At 65.3% G+C, this 19,304-nt stretch carries 16 protein-coding genes and 1 pseudogene; 7 read left to right on the top strand and 10 right to left on the bottom strand.

From position 1 onward, the window contains the following. The first annotated feature begins 75 nt into the window (after positions 1-75). The 3 genes from glyQ (at position 76) to gmhB (ending at position 3,745) form a co-directional block, all read left to right on the top strand. On the top strand, positions 76-1,020 hold the full coding sequence (gene glyQ / locus I6U14_RS10295; protein ID WP_296899044.1) for a glycine--tRNA ligase subunit alpha: 945 nt from the start codon (positions 76-78) through the stop codon (positions 1,018-1,020). A 10-nt stretch (positions 1,021-1,030) separates the two neighbouring features. Continuing rightward, positions 1,031-3,118, top strand: coding sequence for a glycine--tRNA ligase subunit beta (glyS, locus tag I6U14_RS10290; RefSeq protein ID WP_296899043.1), 2,088 nt, complete (start codon positions 1,031-1,033; stop codon positions 3,116-3,118). Positions 3,119-3,205: 87 nt separating this feature from the next. Beyond that, complete coding sequence (gene gmhB, locus I6U14_RS10285) at positions 3,206-3,745, top strand: D-glycero-beta-D-manno-heptose 1,7-bisphosphate 7-phosphatase (RefSeq protein WP_296899041.1); 540 nt, start codon at positions 3,206-3,208, stop codon at positions 3,743-3,745. 58 nt (positions 3,746-3,803) lie between these two features. On the opposite strand, the gene gyrB is transcribed toward gmhB, so the two are convergent. The 5 genes and pseudogenes from gyrB to dnaA form a co-directional block, all read right to left on the bottom strand. Further along, entirely contained in the window at positions 3,804-6,263 is a 2,460-nt protein-coding gene (gyrB, locus tag I6U14_RS10280) for a DNA topoisomerase (ATP-hydrolyzing) subunit B (RefSeq protein ID WP_296899040.1), read from the bottom strand. A gap of 207 nt (positions 6,264-6,470) precedes the next feature. After that, entirely contained in the window at positions 6,471-7,196 is a 726-nt protein-coding gene (locus I6U14_RS10275) for a hypothetical protein (protein ID WP_296899038.1), read from the bottom strand. A 177-nt stretch (positions 7,197-7,373) separates the two neighbouring features. Further along, positions 7,374-7,493, bottom strand: a pseudogene (locus tag I6U14_RS18290) (AAA family ATPase); the annotation flags it as partial. Between the two features lie 20 nt (positions 7,494-7,513). Next, positions 7,514-8,620, bottom strand: a complete 1,107-nt coding sequence (gene dnaN, locus I6U14_RS10270) for a DNA polymerase III subunit beta (protein ID WP_296899036.1) — start codon at positions 8,618-8,620, stop codon at positions 7,514-7,516. Between the two features lie 203 nt (positions 8,621-8,823). Beyond that, positions 8,824-10,164: a chromosomal replication initiator protein DnaA gene (dnaA, locus tag I6U14_RS10265; protein ID WP_296899075.1), complete on the bottom strand. Its 1,341-nt coding sequence runs from the start codon at positions 10,162-10,164 to the stop codon at positions 8,824-8,826. 291 nt (positions 10,165-10,455) lie between these two features. Here dnaA and rpmH point away from each other — a divergent pair, with 291 nt between their 5' ends. The 4 genes from rpmH (at position 10,456) to mnmE (ending at position 14,352) form a co-directional block, all read left to right on the top strand. After that, entirely contained in the window at positions 10,456-10,593 is a 138-nt protein-coding gene (gene rpmH, locus I6U14_RS10260) for a 50S ribosomal protein L34 (protein WP_296899034.1), read from the top strand. Positions 10,594-10,669: 76 nt separating this feature from the next. Then, positions 10,670-11,068, top strand: a complete 399-nt coding sequence (rnpA, locus tag I6U14_RS18285; RefSeq protein WP_367115654.1) for a ribonuclease P protein component — start codon at positions 10,670-10,672, stop codon at positions 11,066-11,068. A gap of 151 nt (positions 11,069-11,219) precedes the next feature. Next, positions 11,220-12,953 carry a membrane protein insertase YidC gene (gene yidC / locus I6U14_RS10250; protein WP_296899030.1) on the top strand — a complete coding sequence of 578 codons (1,734 nt, stop codon included), beginning with the start codon at positions 11,220-11,222 and terminating at the stop codon, positions 12,951-12,953. Positions 12,954-13,008: 55 nt separating this feature from the next. After that, a complete protein-coding gene (gene mnmE, locus I6U14_RS10245; RefSeq protein ID WP_296899073.1) occupies positions 13,009-14,352 on the top strand; it encodes a tRNA uridine-5-carboxymethylaminomethyl(34) synthesis GTPase MnmE in 1,344 nt (447 codons plus the stop codon). A 6-nt stretch (positions 14,353-14,358) separates the two neighbouring features. Here mnmE and I6U14_RS10240 read toward each other — a convergent pair whose 3' ends face one another. The 5 genes from I6U14_RS10240 to I6U14_RS10220 form a co-directional block, all read right to left on the bottom strand. Next, on the bottom strand, positions 14,359-15,684 hold the full coding sequence (locus I6U14_RS10240; protein WP_296899071.1) for a cobyrinate a,c-diamide synthase: 1,326 nt from the start codon (positions 15,682-15,684) through the stop codon (positions 14,359-14,361). Further along, a complete protein-coding gene (locus I6U14_RS10235; protein WP_296899028.1) occupies positions 15,680-16,546 on the bottom strand; it encodes an ABC transporter ATP-binding protein in 867 nt (288 codons plus the stop codon). The genes I6U14_RS10240 and I6U14_RS10235 overlap by 5 nt, the downstream gene beginning before the upstream one ends. 10 nt (positions 16,547-16,556) lie before the next feature. Beyond that, on the bottom strand, positions 16,557-17,636 hold the full coding sequence (locus tag I6U14_RS10230; protein ID WP_296899026.1) for an iron ABC transporter permease: 1,080 nt from the start codon (positions 17,634-17,636) through the stop codon (positions 16,557-16,559). Beyond that, the gene (locus I6U14_RS10225) at positions 17,633-18,478 is read right to left on the bottom strand and encodes an ABC transporter substrate-binding protein (protein WP_296899024.1); all 846 of its coding nucleotides are present in this window, start codon (positions 18,476-18,478) and stop codon (positions 17,633-17,635) included. Before I6U14_RS10225 ends, I6U14_RS10230 begins: the two co-directional genes overlap by 4 nt. A 115-nt stretch (positions 18,479-18,593) precedes the next feature. Next, positions 18,594-19,304, bottom strand: a 711-nt coding sequence (locus I6U14_RS10220) for a phosphatase PAP2 family protein (protein WP_296899022.1), incomplete at its 5' end; no start/stop codon positions are given.

Raw genomic sequence — 19,304 nt, 5'->3', positions numbered from 1 at the left:
TCCGGCGCGATTATAGGGAAGATCGGGCCCCGCAGCAGCGGTAGCTGTGGTCGGGCCCAGGATGTTGTCGCTAGAATGGGCGCTTCCGTATTACGCCGCCGAGCCAGCCGATTGACCACTGACACAGCCGTACCTGGGTCCTTCCAGGAACTGATCTTCCGACTGCAGACGTACTGGGCCGCGCGCGGCTGCGTCGTCCTGCAACCGTATGACATGGAGGTGGGTGCCGGTACCTTTCATCCCGCCACCTTCCTTCGCGCGATCGGGCCAGAGCCCTGGCGCTCGGCCTATGTACAACCATCGCGGCGCCCGACGGACGGCCGCTATGGCGAAAATCCGAATCGCTTGCAACATTATTACCAGTACCAGGTGATCCTGAAGCCATCGCCTCTGGACATTCAGGATCAGTACCTCGAATCCCTGCGCCTTCTCGGCATCGACCCTTTAGTGCACGACATCCGCTTCGTCGAAGACAACTGGGAGTCGCCGACACTCGGCGCTTGGGGTCTCGGGTGGGAGGTATGGCTGAACGGCATGGAGGTAACGCAATTCACCTATTTCCAACAGGTAGGCGGCCTGGAGTGCCGTCCGGTGAGCGGAGAGATCACCTACGGCCTGGAGCGCATCGCCATGTATCTACAGGGCGTCGAAAGCGTGTTCGATCTGAAGTGGGCCGACACGCCGCAGGGTGCCGTTTCCTACGGTGACGTGTTTCTGCAAAACGAGCGTGAGCAATCCGCTTACAACTTCGAGCATGCCGATGTGGAGGCCTTGTTCAACGCCTTTGATGTCGCCGAGCGCCAGAGCCTGCATCTCATCGAACAAACCCTGCCGCTGCCTGCTTACGAACAGGTGCTCAAGGCCTCGCACCTGTTCAACCTGCTCGACGCTCGCGGCGCACTGTCGGTGACCGAGCGGCAGCGTTTCATCCTGCGGGTGCGAACGCTGGCCCGGTCGGTCGCGGAAGCCTATTACGCGAGCCGCGAGGCCCTTGGCTTTCCGATGCTGGGGACACGCTGACATGAGCACCATGGACGAAACACGAGACCTGCTGGTCGAGATCGGCACCGAAGAGCTGCCCCCCACGGCGCTGCTGCCCCTGTCTACAGCATTTGCAGACGCGCTTTCGGCGCAGTTCGGCGAGCATGCGCTCGCGCATCACGCCGTGGAGCCCTTCGCGACGCCTCGGCGCCTGGCGCTCATCGTTCGGAGACTGGCCAGTAGGCAACCGGACCGGGAGCATGTCCGCCGCGGTCCGGCGGTGAAGGCTGCTTTTGATGCGAGCGGCGCACCCACCAAGGCGGCGCTGGGCTTCGCTCAGTCCTGTGGTATCGATGTCGATGCGCTCGGTCGCGAGGATAACGACAAAGGCAGCTGGCTCGTGCACCGCAGCATCCAACCCGGCCAGTCCACCGCCGCGCTCCTGCCGGACTTGGTGGGCGCCGCGCTGAGCCAGCTGCCCATCCAGAAGCGAATGCGCTGGGGAGACAGCGATGTCACCTTCGTGCGCCCGGTACACTGGATCTGCATGCGCTTCGGCAGCGAGCCCGTCGCCGGCCATGTGCTTGAGGTCCCCATCGGAACACAGACGCGGGGCCACCGCTTCCACCACCCGGAATCCCTGACGATCGGCTCGCCGGACGACTATGCACCGGCGCTGCGCGCAGCCTATGTGGAGCCGAGCTTCGACGTCCGCCGGAGCACCATCCGCGACCAGGTGACGGCGCTCGCGGCATCCGTGGGCGGCACTGCAAGCATCCCCCAGGAGCTCCTGGATGAGGTCACCGCATTGTGCGAATGGCCCGTGGCATTGCTGGGGCACTTCGATGAAGCCTTCCTCGAGGTGCCGGCAGAAGCCTTGATCGAGACCATGCAGCAGCACCAGAAATACTTCGCCGTGCGGAGTTCCGACGGCGCCCTGCTGCCGAGCTTCATCGCCGTGAGCAACATCGAGAGTCGAGAGCCCGATGTGGTTCGCGCCGGTAACGAACGCGTCATCCGACCGCGCTTCAGCGATGCGCGCTTCTTCTGGGAGCAGGATCTACGCATCGCCCTTGCGGATCGGCGGCCGGCGCTGGAGCGCATCGTGTTTCAACACAAGCTCGGCACGGTCGCCGACAAATCACGGCGGGTCGCGGCGTTATCCCGACAGATCGCCGGCTTGCTCGGCTACGACGCCGCGCTCGCGGAGCGGTCGGCGTCTCTGGCCAAGTGCGATTTGGTGACCGCCATGGTTGGCGAGTTTGCGGGGCTCCAGGGGGTCATGGGTCGCTATTACGCCGCACGCAGCGGCGAGCCGCCCTGCGTTGCCGACGCCCTCGAAGAACAATACCTTCCGCGGCATGCGGGCGACCGGCTGCCGACCTCTGACTGCGGCCGCGTGCTGGCGCTGGCGGACAAGCTGGACACGCTTGTAGGTATCTTTGCCATTGGCGAGCGGCCCACCGGGGTGAAGGATCCCTACGGCCTGAGGCGCGCAGCTATCGGCGTGTTGCGGATTCTCATCGAGACACCAATGAGACTGGATCTGCGCCTGCTCTTGGACGAATCCGCCACGGCCTTCCCGGCTTCGATTCCTGCTGCTTCGGCAGCGGAAGAGGCTTATGCGTATATCATGGAGCGCCTGCCCGGGTACTATGCCGACCAGGGCATCGAGGCCGATGCCATCGAGGCCGTGATGGCTGTGGACGCTTCGGCGCCCAGCGACTTCGACCGCCGAGTTCGCGCGGTCACTGCATTCTCAGGGCTGGACGCGGCGGCAGCCCTGGCGGCCGCCAACAAGCGAATAGCCAACATCCTGAAGAAGTCGGAGACCAGAGTGGACGGCGCCGAGCTGAGCGAGACCCTGCTGCAGGCCGACGCCGAGCGCCGGCTCGCGGCAGATGTCGCCAGGCTGCGGGAGGATATTGCCCCCCTGATCGCGGCCGGCGATTACAGGGAAGCGCTGAAGTCGCTTGCGGGGCTGCGGCCCGATGTGGACCGGTTTTTCGATGAGGTGATGGTGATGGCGGAAGACCCGAGGTTGCGGGCGAATCGGATCGCGCTGGTTCAGGGCGTGCGAAAGCTGTTCACCAGCATTGCGGACATCGGCAGGCTCCGTATCGGGGAGCAAGGGTGACCACATGAAGACGGAGCTCCTAGCCAATCGACAAGATCGCGCCCGACCTCCGGGCGGCTTCGGGCACCAAGCTCAGGGCGAGGGCGCATGAAGGTCGTCATCCTTGACCGAGATGGCGTAGTTAACGAGGATTCACCGGACTACATCCGCTCTCCTGAGGCAATACGCCCCATCCCTGGCAGTCTTGAGGCCATCGCTCGATTCACTCAGGCGGGTGTTCAGGTGGCGATCGCGACCAACCAGTCCGGCCTCGCCCGGGGTTTGTTCGATATCGACGCCCTCAACCGGATGCACAGTCTGCTGTGCACCCGCGCCGCGGCCGTCGGCGGGCGCATCGACCTCATCGCCTTCTGCCCGCATGGCCCCGAAGCACATTGCCGCTGCCGCAAGCCTGAGCCCGGACTGCTTCAGAGCATCGCCCAGCGCTTTTCCGTGTCGCTAGCTACGACTCCTGTCGTGGGCGATTCCCTCCGTGACCTGCAGGCGGCTCGCCAAGCCGGCGCCACGCCGGTGCTGGTGCGAACGGGCAATGGTGCGCACACGGCGAAATCCCTGCCGACCGCGTTCTCTGGCATCTCGGTTTTTGACGACCTGCTCTCGGCTTCCGTCGCGTTGCTCTCTCGTTGATGCCGCGCGCGCACTCGGCGGCGCAATCCTGAGGATGGCACAGCCGGCCGGATGTGAGTCAGACGTCGAGATTTTCTACATCCAGCGCATTGCGCTCGATGAATGCCCTGCGTGGCTCGACGTACTCGCCCATCAGGGTCGTAAAGATCTGGTCTGCGGCGACGGCATCCTCGATGGTGACGCGCAGCAGCCGACGAGTCGCAGGGTCCATAGTCGTATCCCAAAGCTGGGCCGGGTTCATCTCCCCGAGTCCCTTGTAGCGCTGGATGCTATAACCCTTGCGGGCCTCGCCAAGGAGCCAATCGTAGGCTTCAGCAAAGCTCTCCACCGCCTGTTGACGCTCTCCCCGAGAAACGGTGGCGCCTGACTGAACCAAGCCGTCGAGCTTCTCAGCGAGCGCGGCAATGCGCTCGTACTCAGGACCGTCGAAGAACTCCAGAGTCATGTGGGTGGTCTCGGGGATGCCGTGAACGAGGCGCACCACCTGCAACTGGTGCTTACCCGATGTATCCGTGGCCGCGTGGCTCGTTAAACGATACTCGAGGGCAGGGCCGGTCCGGGCGTTCATTCGAGCTTCGAGCTGCATGAGCCAGTGCTCAAGCTCAGATTCCGTCCCGCGAATGCGCTCGTCCAGACGCGGCATATTGATCAGCTCTTCCATCAGAAGCGGATCGAAACGGCGCTGTAGGCGCACGAGCATAGCGCGGAAGGATTGGTACTCTGCCGCCAGCTGGCCGAGGGCGTGGGCGGACAGCGGCGGGGCATCGTCTCCAACCCGCAAGCTCGCTTTGTCGAGCGCTGCGCGCAGGAGCGAGGCCCCAAGTTCACCATCGTCGAGGAGATAATCCTCCTGTTTTCCCCGCTTAACCTTGTAGAGCGGGGGCTGGGCGATGTAGACGTGCCCGCGTTCCACCAGCTCAGGCATCTGCCGGTAGAAGAATGTGAGCAAAAGCGTACGGATATGCGCACCATCCACATCGGCGTCGGTCATGATGATGATGCGGTGGTAGCGCAGTCGATTCGGATCGTATTCGTCATGACCGATGCCGCAGCCGAGGGCGGTGATCAGGGTGCCGACCTCCGCTGAGGACAACATTTTGTCGAATCGCGCCTTCTCGACGTTGAGGATCTTGCCCTTGAGGGGCAGGATCGCCTGAAAGGCACGGTCCCGTCCTTGTTTGGCCGAGCCACCGGCGGAGTCGCCCTCGACAATGAAGAGCTCGGATTTGGATGGATCCTTTTCTTGGCAGTCCGCAAGCTTGCCGGGCAGTCCCGCCACATCGAGGACACCTTTACGGCGAGTCATTTCGCGTGCTTTACGAGCTGCCTCACGTGCCCGAGCAGCCTCGAGCATCTTATTGGCGATGACTTTGGCCTCCGTGGGGTGCTCTTCTAGGAAGGTATCCAGATACTCGACGAAGAGCGATTCCACGATTGCCTTCACCTCAGAGGAGACCAGCTTGTCCTTGGTCTGAGATGAAAACTTCGGATCTGGGACCTTGACCGACACCACCGCCGTCAAGCCTTCACGCGCGTCATCGCCCACCGGCCGGGTTTTCTGGCTCTTATCCAGCCCCTCGCGCTCGATGTACTGGTTAAGCGTCCGAGTGAGGCCGGCGCGAAAGCCAGCCAGGTGAGTACCACCGTCTCGCTGCGGGATGTTGTTCGTATAGCAGAAGATAGACTCCTGATAGGAGTCATTCCATTGCAGGGCAATCTCGACGGAGACCTCGTCCCGCTCCGCCAAGCAATAGAACACGGTGGGGTGGAGCGGAGCCTTGTTTTCGTTCAGATGCCGAACGAAGGCTTGGATGCCGCCCACGTACTGGAATGTATCTTCGCGCTGCGTACGCTCATCGCGCAGCCGGATGCGGACGCCGGAGTTCAAAAACGACAGCTCTCGGAGCCGCTTCGACAGGATATCGTAGTGAAAGTCCCGGTCGGAGAACACGGTCGCCGCAGGCCAGAAACGGATAACGGTACCGCTGTGCTGCGAGTCCCCGATGCGCCGCAGCGGTGCGTCGGGCACGCCGGCCGTGAAGTGCTGTTCGTACAAGCCGCCGTCGCGCCCGATGCGCATCTCCAGGCGCTCGGACAGCGCATTCACAACCGAAACACCGACGCCGTGCAGGCCTCCGGAGACCTTGTAACTGTTGTCATCGAATTTACCGCCAGCATGCAGCACGGTCATGATGACTTCAGCGGCGGATCGGTTTTCTTCCGGGTGGATATCCACCGGAATGCCGCGCCCGTCGTCGGAGACGGTGACGGAGCAGTCGTCATGGACCACTACCTCCACCTCCGAACAATGGCCAGCCAGCGCCTCATCGATCGCGTTGTCGACGACCTCGAAGATCATGTGGTGCAGGCCAGTGCCGTCATCGGTGTCGCCGATATACATGCCTGGGCGCTTGCGGACGGCATCAAGTCCCCGCAGTACCTTGATGCTGGAGGAGTCGTAGGTCATCTTGTTTGTGTCGGTGGTGTTGGCGGTCGTGGGTTGGGGCGCCGCGTGCAACGAGGCGCGTCAGCACGCCCGGACTAACAGGTTATTGTAACCCGGTTGGGATCCATACATGAGCGAGCAAGGTCGTCGGGACAGAGCGAATGACCGCTGCAGGGAAGCCGGTCATCATATCCGTCTGGCGCGAGTCGGGCGGTCGCCGCTTGGCCGCAGCGATCGCGCTTGTACCGCTGGCGAGTGAGCAGAGCGGCCGCGCGCCGATCATGACGTGGATAGCACGCCTTGTTTCACGTGGAACAACGTCGAGGTCTCAGCCAGCGCAGTTGGAGGGCTGTGTTCCTCAAGGCTCGTTACCACAAGTTGCTCACAAGCGCGACTCCAGGCCCACAGAACGGCATTCACGTGGCCGCTGCTCACCTCGGCGTAGGGATCATCCAGCAGCGCAATCTGCTCGGCACCAGTCTCTGCGCTGATCACGTTCTGGAAGGCGAGTTGCAGCAAGAGTCCCACAAGCTTGTTCTCACCACGTGAACCCGTCCAGGGTCCAGATGACGTGGAGAACGAGATATCCCCTCGCGAAGCGGAGAGAAAGGTGTATCCCCTCTCCTTGTCCCCGGGCAGCTGTTCCGCCAGTGTTTTGTGGAGATCCTTGGATTGTCCGGTCCAGTGCAAAGACAGCAACACTTCCCCCCGAGGCAAGAGGGCGCCCGTGACCTCTCGAAACTCCCGATTAACCCGCGCCAGAAAGGCTGACCTCTTATGCCAGACTGCGTCGAGCGCAGTGGCATAAGGTCCGTCCCAAATGGGCTTGCCAGCCCCGCCGGCCCTAAGCCACGCATTACGCTGCCGGTGAACCCGTTGAAGCTTGGCCCACAAAGCACGAGCCCCTGGTTCCACGTGGAACAATGACCAGTCCAGTAGCCGCCGGCGCAGCGCCGGATCCCCTTCCACAATGTTGAAGCTCGCCGCGCCCACAAATCGCGTCATGGGTATAGGCAATGCCGCGTCTCCCTTGCCGCTGCTGGTCCAGCGCCTCTGTAAACACCGGCCACCGATCAAAAAGCTGCCCCCAATCGCCGTCGCCTGCTCGCCCCGAGTCGTCAGTGGACCGCTCCGCCGCCCCCTAAACGTACGTAGCCGGTCCAAGACGTAGATGGCTTCCAGCAGCGTCGTCTTGCCCGCCCCATTACTGCCACTCACCCAAATGAGGCCCGGAGCAAGACGCAGATCGGCTGACCGGATGCAGCGGAGATTCCTGACACGCAGTGATTCTAGAATCGCCAATGGGACCGGCTTCCCAGCGGCTACAACCGCATCGGCATGACCACGAAGGTCTCGTCCTCGCAGTTCAACCCGCGCCAGATAGAACTGCTATCCGCGTCCTGGAACGCCACTTCCACCTGATCTGCTTCAATAGCCTGTAAGGCATCGATCAGATAGCCGACATTGAAGCCGATAGTCACTGCATCGCCGGCGTAATCTGCCTCCACCTCATCCTCGGCCACCTCCTGCTCCGGATTCTGCGCCTGAAGACGCAACATCCCGTCCTCAAAGGTGATCCGAACGCCCTTATATTTTTCATTCGACAGGATGGCTGCCCGCTGCAACGCCGTCCGAATGAGATCGCGATCCACAACTGCCCGACGCGGCAACCCCTTTGGGATGACACGCTGATACTCGGGATACTTCCCGTCCACCAACTTTGAGCTCAGCACTGTCTTGCCGAGCGCCACGACAAGGGAACGCTCACCCCACCGGAACTCCAGCATCGCATCATCGTTGTCCAGGAGCCGCCGGAGCTCAGCAACCGTTTTCGCCGGGAGGATCAACTGCTCGGTCTCGTCGCCAGCCGCACCAGGCGCGTCCACGGAAAAGCGCGACAATCGATGGCCGTCGGTGGCCACCGCGATCAGCTCATCTTGCCCAAGCTCGAGCAATACCCCGTTGAGATAGTAGCGGACATCCTGTTGCGCCATCGCGAACGCTGTCTTATTCAGCAACCGCTTAAGCTGCACCGATGCAAGCTGCATGTGGCGCATCTCCCCTTCCGCTGCAATGCTGGGAAAGTCTGCTGCTGGCAGCGTCGACAGCGTGAAGCGCGTGCGCCCACTGGAGACGATGCAGCGCTCCTTGTCCGTGCGCAAACTGACCTTTGCACCCTCGCGCAACGACCGACAGAAATCCATCAGTTTGCGAGTCGGTATTGTCACCGCGCCCGGCTCGGCCACCGCCATTGTGCCCACCCAAGTGCCGATCGCGATTTCCAGATCCGTCGTCGCGAGACGAAGGCCATCGGCGTCGGTCTCGAGCAGCACATTGGCCAAAATCGGCAGCGTCTGCCGTCGCTCAACAACGCCCGCAACGGTGCTCACGGCCCCTAGGAGGTCGTCTCGCGGAATTTCGATCTTCACGCTACCCCTGCCTCGCTCTTGTTACTGGAGGTAAAGAATATTCAGAGTCGTTACAGTAAGGCCTGCGGATAACTGCAAATTTCCGCTTTTCAATTATTTTTCATCTGCTTATGACGGGCACTCGCTGTTGATAGGATGGCCCCTCACTGTGGATAACCTGTCAACAACAAGCCGCTGTAAACTTACCCACAGCTTTTCCACGGTCAGCTCGTCAGAGTTCTCAACAGGATCCGATAGTCTTCTTCGATCATGGTGTCACTGGCGCGGAGGGCTTCAATTTTCCGCGTCGCGTGGATCACCGTACTGTGGTCGCGGCCACCGAATGCGTCGCCGATCTCTGGCAGGCTCGCCTTGGTGAGCTCCTTTGCAAGGGCCATGGCTACCTGCCGAGGTCGCGCAATGTTCCGTGTGCGCTTCGCGGATGTTAGGTCCGAGACACGCAGCTTGTAGTAGCTGGCGACGGTCTTCTGAATGTTCTCGATCGTGATTTGCCGATCCTGCGCCACGAACATGTCCCGCAGGACTTCGCGGGCGAAATCCAGATCGATGGTGGCGCCCATGAACTGCGAGTTGGCCACCAGCCGACGCAAAGCCCCCTCCAGCTCACGGATGTTGGACGTCATTCGCTTCGCGACGAAGTAGCCCACATCCTCCGGTAGCTCGACGTTGAGCAGCGCGGCCTTGCTGTGCAGGATAGCGACGCGCGTCTCGAAGTCCGGTGGCTCGATGCCGACCGTCAGTCCCCAACCGAACCGTGACTTCAAACGCTCCTCGAGTCCACTAACCTCCTTCGGATACCGGTCACTCGACAGGACGATCTGCTGTTTGCTCTCGAACAGCGCGTTGAACGTGTGGAAAAACTCCTCCTGTGATCGATCCTTGTTGCCGAAGAACTGGACGTCGTCGATGAGCAGTGCATTGACCCGTCGGTAACGCGCCTTGAACTCGTCGATCTTGTTGTGCTGCAGCGCCCGAATCATATCGGAGACGAAGCGCTCCGAGTGTACGTAGATCACCTTGGCACCGGGGTTGGCGTCCAGGATGGTGTTGCCAACAGCGTGCATCAGATGCGTCTTGCCGAGGCCGACCCCGCCGTAGATAAACAACGGATTGTATGCCGTCCCCGGATTCTTGCCGATCTGCATCGACGCGGCACGGGCGATCTGGTTCGATTTGCCTTCAACGAAGGTTGCGAACGTGAAGTCCTTATTCAGGTTGCTCTCGGCGCGCCGGCGGTCGAGCCCGCCCTCCGCGCTCTGGTCACTGCTACCGCCGTTGGAACTTGGCTGTGCTGCTCTTGCGTCGAGGGTGCCGATCTCGAACCGCACTTGGTGAACGCGACCGACGCTGATTTCAGTGCACAGACGCGTGATTCGCTGCTCGTAGTGCTGCTTGACCCAGTCCTTGACGAATCGATTCGGCGCCAGCAGACACATGGCGCCATCGCGTTCCCGTGCCTGTAAAGGCATGATCCAAGTACTGTACTCGGCACCGGTCAGATCCTGCTTCAATGCGGCCGAGCAGGCATCCCAAAGATCGCTCATGCTGCCCCTGTCCCCCTTACCATGAGTCCGTCTCGCAGTCTTGGCGGAAAACCTCCGCCGGATCGCCGCCCAAGTCTCGTCGTTGCCGGTCCGCAGGAAAGCGGACGAGCAGTTTCCCGTGCAGTCTATCCACATGCGCGCAGGTTATCCACAGCCGTCCGACCGGCGAACCCTACGACTCGGCGTTGCAATGGTTAGGCGGCACAGGTATCCTCGGCGGTCTTTTTTGGGTCTCAAAGCGACGCCCACCCGGGCGCTGGATGATGCCCTGTCCGGTTTAGGTAACGCACTGTGAAACAGACATTCAAGCCAAGTCGACTGAAGCGCGCTCGCACGCATGGTTTCCGTGCGCGAAACGCCACGCGGAGCGGCCGGGAGATTCTCCGGGCGCGTCGGGCTAAAGGCCGCGCACGCCTGGCGCCCTGCTGAGGAGTGCCCCCGGCCGATCCCCGACAGCACGGTCTCCCGTTCGAGTTACCACAGCGTCGGCTGACCATTAGATTTCGTGCCGGACCATCGCCCCGACTTGCGTCTGCCGCGGGCTAAGCGCCTACTCCAAGCGGACGCGTTTCGGCAGGTCTTCGCGCGGCCGGCGCGCAGCTCGGATGGCTTCTTTAACGTTGCTGCACGCCGGCGCTGCGAGAGCTGCGACCCGCACGACGTCCCTGCGCGGCTCGGCCTTGCGGTTTCCCGAAAAGCGCTGCCACGAGCAGTGGATCGCAATCGGGTCAAACGCATTGTCCGGGAGACATTCCGCCAGATGCACTTCTGTGGTGGCCTGGACGTCGTCGTGGTCGGGCGTGCCGGCTTGCGCGATGCCGACAACGCCGCGGTAAGACGGTCCATCAGCGACCACTTCGCCGCCTTGCGTCGCCGGCTCTGCCGCCAGTCCGCTGTCCATTAAGCTGCCGCGCTCTGCGGGCTGCTCGGTGCTCGCGATGTCCGCCACCACCGCATCGATGTGACGCGCTACTGCGACGTGCACACCTCGACGCCCCTTTGCTGGCTGCCTCCTGCCCAAATTCGCTGCTGCTGAACCCTCTGCTGCCCAACCCATGGACAACTTCCGGCTCATCCTCCTGATGTCATTGGCCGCCGTGCTGTTCCTGATCTATCAGGCCTGGATGGAGGATTACGGCCGCCAACAAGCCGCCCCGCAGACCGCAGCGCAAAGCGCCCCAGGGCAGCCGGCCAAGAGCGCTGATGCTGCCACATCACTCGCGCCGGGCGACGAGCCTGCACGACCGACCGACGCACCTGACGCCCCGCCCGCGCACCCCGCTTCCGCAGGCAGCGTGTCGCCGCTTGAGGGCGGCGCAGCCTCTGTTCAGCCCGGCTCGGCCACCACCAGCGTGGTCACTGTGAAAACCGATGTTCTGCGGGCGGAAATCGCCACACGCGGAGGCACCATCCAGTCCTTGTGGCTTAAAGACTATGCGGCGGATGCTGATCGTCCAGAAGTACCCTTACAGCTGCTGAAACCCGACGCGCCGAACATGTTCATCGTGCAGTCGGGGCTGCTGGGCGGTGGTGATGTGACCGTACCCACCCACGAAGCCGACTTCACCGCGGCTCAGTCCGCCTTCCAGCTCGCCGACGGTGATGATCAGCTTGTTGTCGAATTGGTCTGGCGCGGGGATAGCGGGCTCGAGGTCATCAAGCGCTACCGCTTCGAACGGGGCAGCTACCTGGTCCACGCCGAACAGCACATTGACAACAACACCGGGGCGCCTACCGCGGTGCGAAACTACGACCAGCTGCAGCGCACCGAGCTTGTGGACCCGAACAAGTCCAGCTTCATCCACACCTATACCGGTGCGGTCTACTACGGCCCCGAGGAGAAGTACAAAAAGGAAACCTTCAAGGAGATGACCAAGCGGCCGCTGGACGTGAGCATCACTGGCGGCTGGATCGCCATGATTCAGCACTACTTCATGGCAGCCTGGATCCCGCAGCCCGACGAGCCCCAAACCTTCTACAGCAAGGTGGTTGGCGACGGCCGCTACATCATCGGCCAGTACTCGCCGGCGGTCACCATCCCCGCCGGCGGCAGCCACACGTTCGAGAACCGCCTGTTCGTGGGGCCAAAGCTCCAAGACCAGCTGGACCAGATCGCGCCGGGCCTGGAGCTCGCCGTGGACTACGGCTGGCTCACCATCCTGGCCAAGCCCATCTTCTGGCTGCTGGAACTGATCCACAGCCTGGTGGGCAACTGGGGCTGGGCCATCATCATCCTGACGATCCTCATCAAGGCGGCCTTCTACAAGCTGTCGGAGACCAGCTACAAGTCCATGGCCAACATGCGCAAGCTGGCCCCGCGGCTGAAAGCGCTCAAAGATCGCTACGGCGACGACAAGGAGCGCATGAACCAGGCCATGATGGAGCTGTACAAGAAGGAGAAGATCAACCCCCTCGGCGGCTGCCTGCCCATCCTGGTGCAGATCCCGGTGTTCATCGCCCTGTACTGGGTGCTGCTGGAGAGCGTCGAGCTGCGCCACGCCCCCTTCATCCTCTGGATCGACAACCTGACCGCCCCCGATCCCTGGTTCGTGCTGCCGGTGATCATGGGCGTGTCCATGTTCGTCCAGCAGAAGCTGAACCCGCCGCCGCCGGATCCGATGCAGGAGAAGATCTTCATGGCCTTGCCCTTCGTGTTCACGGTGTTCTTCGCCTTCTTCCCGGCGGGGCTGGTCCTCTACTGGACCGTGAACCAACTCCTCTCCATCACCCAGCAGTGGTACATCACCCGGCAGATCGAGAAGGCGGAAGCGGCCAAGCACAAGGCTTGAGTCTGTCGCCCGCGGCTGGCACTGCGCGGCGCGATGCCGCCTTCGGCCCGCTTTGATCGGGCGCAAGACCATCGCCGCCGTCGCCACCCCATTGGGCGTTGGCGCCGTTGGTATCGTCCGGGTGTCGGGTCCGGCGGTCCCGGACATCGCCTTGGATCTGCTCGGCCGATTGCCGGCGCCCCGTCAAGCGCTGCTGGCGGATTTTCTTGCCGGAGACGGCGAGCCCATCGACCAGGGCCTCGCTCTCTACTTTCCGGCGCCCCACTCCTTCACCGGCGAGCATGTCTTGGAGCTGCAAGGGCACGGCGGTCCAGTAGTACTGGACCGCTTGTTGGCGCGGGTGCTCGAGCTCGGCGCGCGCGCCGCCCGCCCCGGCGAGTTCAGCGAGCGCGCCTTCCTCGAAGGCAAGCTCGACCTCACCCGCGCTGAGGCCATCGCCGACCTCATCGCCAGCGGCACCGAGCAGCAGGCCAGGCTTGCGGCCCGCTCCTTGCGGGGTGCCTTCGCGCAGCGGGTGGATGAGCTGCTGGAGGCGCTGACCGCCGTGCGCGTGCTGGTGGAGGCGACCCTGGATTTCCCGGACGAAGACCTCGGCCCGGAGCTGGCGGCGGGCATCGCCAAGGACCTGGAGCGACTGCTGGCCGATCTGGACACCTTGCTCAGCACAGCCCAGCGCGGCGAGCGTCTGCGCGACGGGCTCATGGTGGTGCTGGCAGGGGCGCCCAACGCAGGCAAATCGAGTTTGCTCAATGCTTTGTCGGAAACCGACCGCGCCATCGTCACGCCCGTGCCCGGCACCACCCGCGACCTGTTACATGCCGACGTTCAGATCGACGGTCTGCCGCTGCGAGTGGTGGACACGGCGGGATTGCGTTTGTCGCCCGACCCCATCGAGCAGGAAGGCGTGCGCCGCGCGCGTGAGCAGATCGACCAAGCCGACCTGGTGCTCTGGATCATCGACGACGCCGACCCGCTGGGCGAGGTCGCGGCTCCGGCGGACCTGCCCGAACAGGTGCCGCGCCTTAGCGTCCGCAACAAGATCGACCTCACCGGCCGCGCGCCGGGTGAGCATCCCGGCGCGGACGGCTCGACGGCGCTCGCCTGCTCCGCCACCACCGGCGCCGGCCTCGATGACCTGCGGCGCGCCCTGACCCGCCACGCCGGTCTCGGCGGCGATGCCGACGGCGAGTTCAGCGCCCGGCGCCGACACCTCGACGCCCTGCGCCGCACGCGGGAGCACCTGGCGGCCGCGGCGCAGGCCCAGGCCAACGCGGCGCCGCCCGAGCTCCTGGCCGAGGAACTGCGCCTCGCCCAGAACAGCCTCGGCGAGATCACCGGCGCCGTGTCCTCCGACGATCTGCTCGGCCGGATATTCTCCGAATTCTGTATCGGCAAGTAATCCCGCTTACGGCAGGAAAAGCCGCGCCGCCGCCGCCGGGTTGGACGGGAAATACAGATGCAGATAGCTCGCGCGCAGGGGGCCCAGTGCGTAGAAGGGCTCGCCGGGCCGCGCGCCGTGCTGGCGCACGCCGTGAGCTGTCGGCTTTACGGTCGTGATCATGCGGGAGTGGTGGAAGCTGTGCCCGCGGATCTCGCCGTCCTCAAGCCACAACGCCTGCATACCTAGGCCGGCGACGCGCGGCTGCATCTGCGCCTGCCCCGGCAGCAGCCCCAGCAGGTCGGCACTATGGCCAGACTGGTCCGTGAGGCGCTCCAGCAGGTAGAGCATGCCGCCGCACTCGGCGTACACGGGCCGGCCCGCCGCCAGGTGCGAGCGCAGGGCCGCATGCATGGCACGATTGGCCGCAAGGGCTGCGAGGTGGAGCTCCGGATAGCCGCCCGGCAGGTAGACAGCATCCGCCTGCACACCGCTATCGGCCAATGGCGAGAAGAACGCCAGCTCCGCACCGAGCGCCTCGAGGAGTCGCAGGTTCTCCGGGTACAGAAAGGAAAAGGCGGCGTCCTGGGCAATGGCGATCCGGTGTCCCCCGAGCAGGGCGGGTGCTTCTGGTTGTGTTCTCGGCCCCTGGAAGGCGACCTCCAGTAGCAGCGAGGCGAGCGCAGTGCCGGCCAGTGCATCCGCCGCCGCATCCAGTCGTCGTTCCAGATCGGCGATCTCCGCCGCCTGCACCAGCCCGAGATGACGGCTCGGCAGCGCGGCGTCGTCCAGACGCGGCAGCCCAGCCAACAGCGCCAGCCCCTCCGGCAGTCCGGCGCTGAGCATCTCGCGGTGGCGATCGCTGCCGACGCGGTTGGCGACCACGCCGGCGAGCTGCAAGCCAGGCCGCCGAGTCGCGAGCCCCAGGGCCAGCGCACCGAAGGTCTGACCCATGCCGCGAGCGTCCATCAGCGCCACCGACGGGAGGTCGAAGCGCAGGGCGAGGTCCGCGGCGCTCGGCTCGCCGTCGAACAGCCCCATGGCTCCCTCCACCAGGATCAGGTCTGCCTCCGCTGCGGCCTCGAACAGTAGCCGTTGGCATTCCGTAGCGCCCACCATCCAGAGATCAAGCGACAGAACCTCGGCGCCGCTCGCCTGCTCGAGGATCATCGGGTCGAGGAAATCCGGTCCGACCTTGAACACCCGCACCCGCCGGCCCTGGCGCGCATGATAGCGGGCCAGCGCTGCCGTCAGCGTCGTCTTGCCCTGACCGGATGCAGTGGCCCCGAGCAGCAGCGCCGGGCAATGTCGGACCGGAGGCCGGTCCGCGCCGCCCGCCGCGCTGACCTCAATAGGGTGGCTTCACATTCGCGCCATGACCCGTTTTGCGATCGGGCGGGTGAATGGCGTCTGGCTCCAGCGACCAGGGGACAATATAGCGCTGGCCCGCGTGCAGGCCGGTAACCGCATCGATGCCATAGACCGCGCGCAGGTTCGCGGGCACAAGCACCGCATCCACCGGACCGGTCGCTGCGGGCTCGCCACGGTCCAACAGCAGCAGCCGGTCGCAAAAGCGGCTCGCCAGGGTCAGATCATGCAGCACGACGATGGCGGCGCCGCCGTCGGCGCAATGGCCGCGCAGCAGCGCCATGACCTCCAGCTGGTGGCGCGGGTCGAGCGCCGCCACCGGCTCATCCGCCAGCACCAGCGGGGCCTGCACCGCCAGCACCCGGGCGAGCCGGGCGCGGGCGCGCTCGCCGCCGGAGAGTTGATCCGCACGCCGCGCCCGCAGGCTCCAGACATCCGCCGAGTGCATGGCGGCCTCCACGGCGGCCCGGTCCTCGGCGTCCGGCACACCGCCCCACGCGGAGCGGTGCGGGTAGCGGCCCAGCGCCACCAGCTCCGCCACCGTGATGGGCCATTGGACTTGGTCGTCCTGGTTGAGATAGGCGACCCGCCGCGCCCGCTCCCGGGCGGAGAGCCGGCTGAGCTGATGCCCCGCCAGCTGCATCGCGCCTCGATATGGCAGCAGTTGGGCGACGGCCTTCAACACCGTCGACTTGCCGGCACCGTTGGGGCCGATGAGCCCCAGGATCTCGCCGCGCCGGACGGCGAGGTCGACGCCTGTCACCAGTGTCCGGCTGCCCAAGTGCACCGACAGTCCGGTGACCGACAACAGGCTTTCGACCGAGGTGATGTTTGGATTCGAGTTCACGGCTGGGGGCTCAGGCTAGGGTACGCCGGCTCTTCAGCACCAGTGCGAGGAAGAAGGGCGCCCCCACCAGTGCGGTCACGACCCCGAGCATCAGTTGCTGCGGCGTGTCCAGCAGCCGGATGGCCAGCTCCGCCGCCAGCACCAGCAGCGCGCCGCCCAGGGCGCTGGGCAGCAGCAATCGGCCTGGACGATGTCCCACCAGCCCGCGCAGCAGGTGCGGCACCACCAGGCCGACGAAGCCGATGGTGCCCGTCACTGACACGCAGGCACCCACCGACAACGCGGACCCGGTGATTACCAGCCCGCGCAGCCGCGGCAGGTGCACGCCGAGGCTGGTGGCCTCCGCCTCGCCCAGGGTCAGCAGGGTCAGCGACGGTGCCGCCGCCAGCAACAGCAGCAAGCCCGCCGCGACGAAGGGCAGCACCAGGCGTACGTCGGCAAGGCTGCGGTCCGCGATGGAGCCGAGCAGCCAGAGCACGATGTCCTGCACGCTCGCCGGGCTCGGCGCTAGGTTCAGCGCCAGCGATGTCAGCGCGCCCGCCAGGGAGGACAGCGCGACCCCGGCGAGGATGAGCGTCAGGTTTGAGGCGCCGCCGCGGGTGAGCACATAGAGCAGCAGCGTTGCCAGCAGCGCACCCGCCATCGCCGAAGCGGGCAGGGACCAGATACTCAGCGTCGTGAGCCCGAAGTAGAGCGCCAGCACCGCGCCCAGCCCGGCGCTGGCGGAGATGCCGAGCAACCCCGGCTCCGCCAGCGGATTGCGCAGCAGCCCCTGCAGGGCCGCACCGGACATGCCAAGCGACCCCCCAACCAGCCAGGCCAGCAGCACTCGCGGCAGGCGAATCTGCTGCACGATGAGGCGGTGCTCCTCGGGACCAGTGCCGATGAGGCCTGCGAGCACCTCGCTCCAGCCGAGCGGTGCCGCGCCGAAGCCCAGCGATACCAGGCTCAGCACCAGCAGGGCCGACGTGAGCACGCCGGCGATACCGAGCTGCTGCACCCATGCCGACGCCTTGTCAACATCAGCGGCCGCCCCGCTGCCGGGGTCGGACCAGGCGGGCCGCTTGGCGGCAGACCAGCCCGCGCTCATGGCTCGTCACCGGTGTCGAGGGACCGCACCTGCTCGGCAATGGCCTCGGCCGCGCCCACGAGCTCCAGCCCGCCGCAGCCGAACAGTCGGCTCGGCACCTGCACCGTCGGGATGCGTGCGAGCAGGCGCCGCAACAGCGGATGGCGGGCATAGGCCGATGCGGTGAGCGCCTGGCGCTGCTCGAAGTAGCCGAGCAGGAAGACATCCGGCGGGTGCGTGACGATCAGTTCCAGCGGGTAGGCTCCCCAGCCGACATGGCCTTGCGCGGCGGCGAGGTTCTCGAGCCCGAGGCGCGTGATGGCATCATCCACGTAGGTGTCCCCGCCCGCGCTGCCGCCGCCGGGCCGCAGATACAGTGCGCGCAGCCCCGGCAGCCCGTCGGCCAGCTCCCGCATGCGCTGCTCAGCACCGGCTGCGAGCGCGGCGCCGGCCTCGGCGCGGCCAATCTGTTTGCCGACGCTGCGGGCCGTGGCCAGCGCATCGTCCCAGTCGCTGGGATAGGGCACCTCGATGAGCTCGATGCCCCGCCCCGCAAGCAGCGCAGCGAAGCGCCCGCCGGTCCAGCCGCGATACACCAGCGCCTTGTCGGGCCGGTGATAGAGCAGGTCCTCGACGCCGCCGGCGTTGCCGGGATAGGCTGCCGCCCGCTCGGCGATCGCCGACAGTGTCGGGTCTTGGCTCTGACGCGATAAGGAGACGATCTGCTCCGGTGCCGCCAGGGCGACCAACAGCAGGTCCGCGCACAGGTTCGTGCTCATGACCCGCGGCAGGCCGGCATCCGCCGCGTCGGCGGATGCCGGCAGCAGCCAGATCACCAGAAGGACGGGCAACAGGCGGGCCATCGGACGCCTGGCGGTGGCGGCTTTGGCTCGCGGCGGGGCTTGGTACATCGGGCATCGATGGTAGCGTGAAACAGGAGCCTGCGTCGCTTGCAGCAGGCCGATGTCGGTATGCCCGTCACTCGCGGGTGAGCCGTCGCACACACCGCGCCAGGGGGATCACCGCATAGCCGAGGAGGGTCGCACCAAGCGCAGCGGCACTGAGCGCTTGGAGCGCCGGCCCTACCGCCGGGTATCCGCCATCGTCGAGCCAAAGACCGATGCTGACAATGGCCGCTACGCTGACGAAGGCCAGATGCACCGAGCCATCCCGGATGCCCCAGGGGCTTCGCCGTGCGAGCCGCGCGCCGATGACGACCGCGAGCCAGCCGCCGCCGAGGCCGAAGGCCACATCCACCGGCCAGTGCACACCCACCGCCGTGCGGCTGACCCCGACCGCAACCGCCGCCAACAGGAACACCACCCGCCACGTCCGCCGCCGCGCGAACAGCGCCAGCACGCCGAAGAATACGGCCGCGGTCACGCTGTGCCCGGATGGGAAGCTCCCGCCGCGGTGGCCGGGGCCGATGAGGTTGAAGCTGTCGGGCGCCAGCACCGCCGGCGGGCGCGCGGCATCGAACAAAGGCTTGAGCCCCCGGGAGTAGAGCGCCCCCACCACCGCCGCAACAACGAGCGCCCAGAACACCCGCGGGTGGCGCCTGGCGAGCAACAGGCTAAGCGCAAAGGCCACCCGCCCGTCCCCGCGCCCCGTGAGCCCCGCCCAGAGCCCCCCCGGCCAGCTGGCCGCCCCGGCCGCGCAGCCCGCCAAGCCTGCGGGGTCGCCCCCGCA

This window comes from Thiohalocapsa sp. (assembly GCF_019695415.1).
Lineage (GTDB): Bacteria > Pseudomonadota > Gammaproteobacteria > Chromatiales > Chromatiaceae > Thiohalocapsa.
The sequence above is the reverse complement of the archived record's forward strand: the minus strand, read 5'-3'. Positions and strand labels throughout refer to the sequence as shown.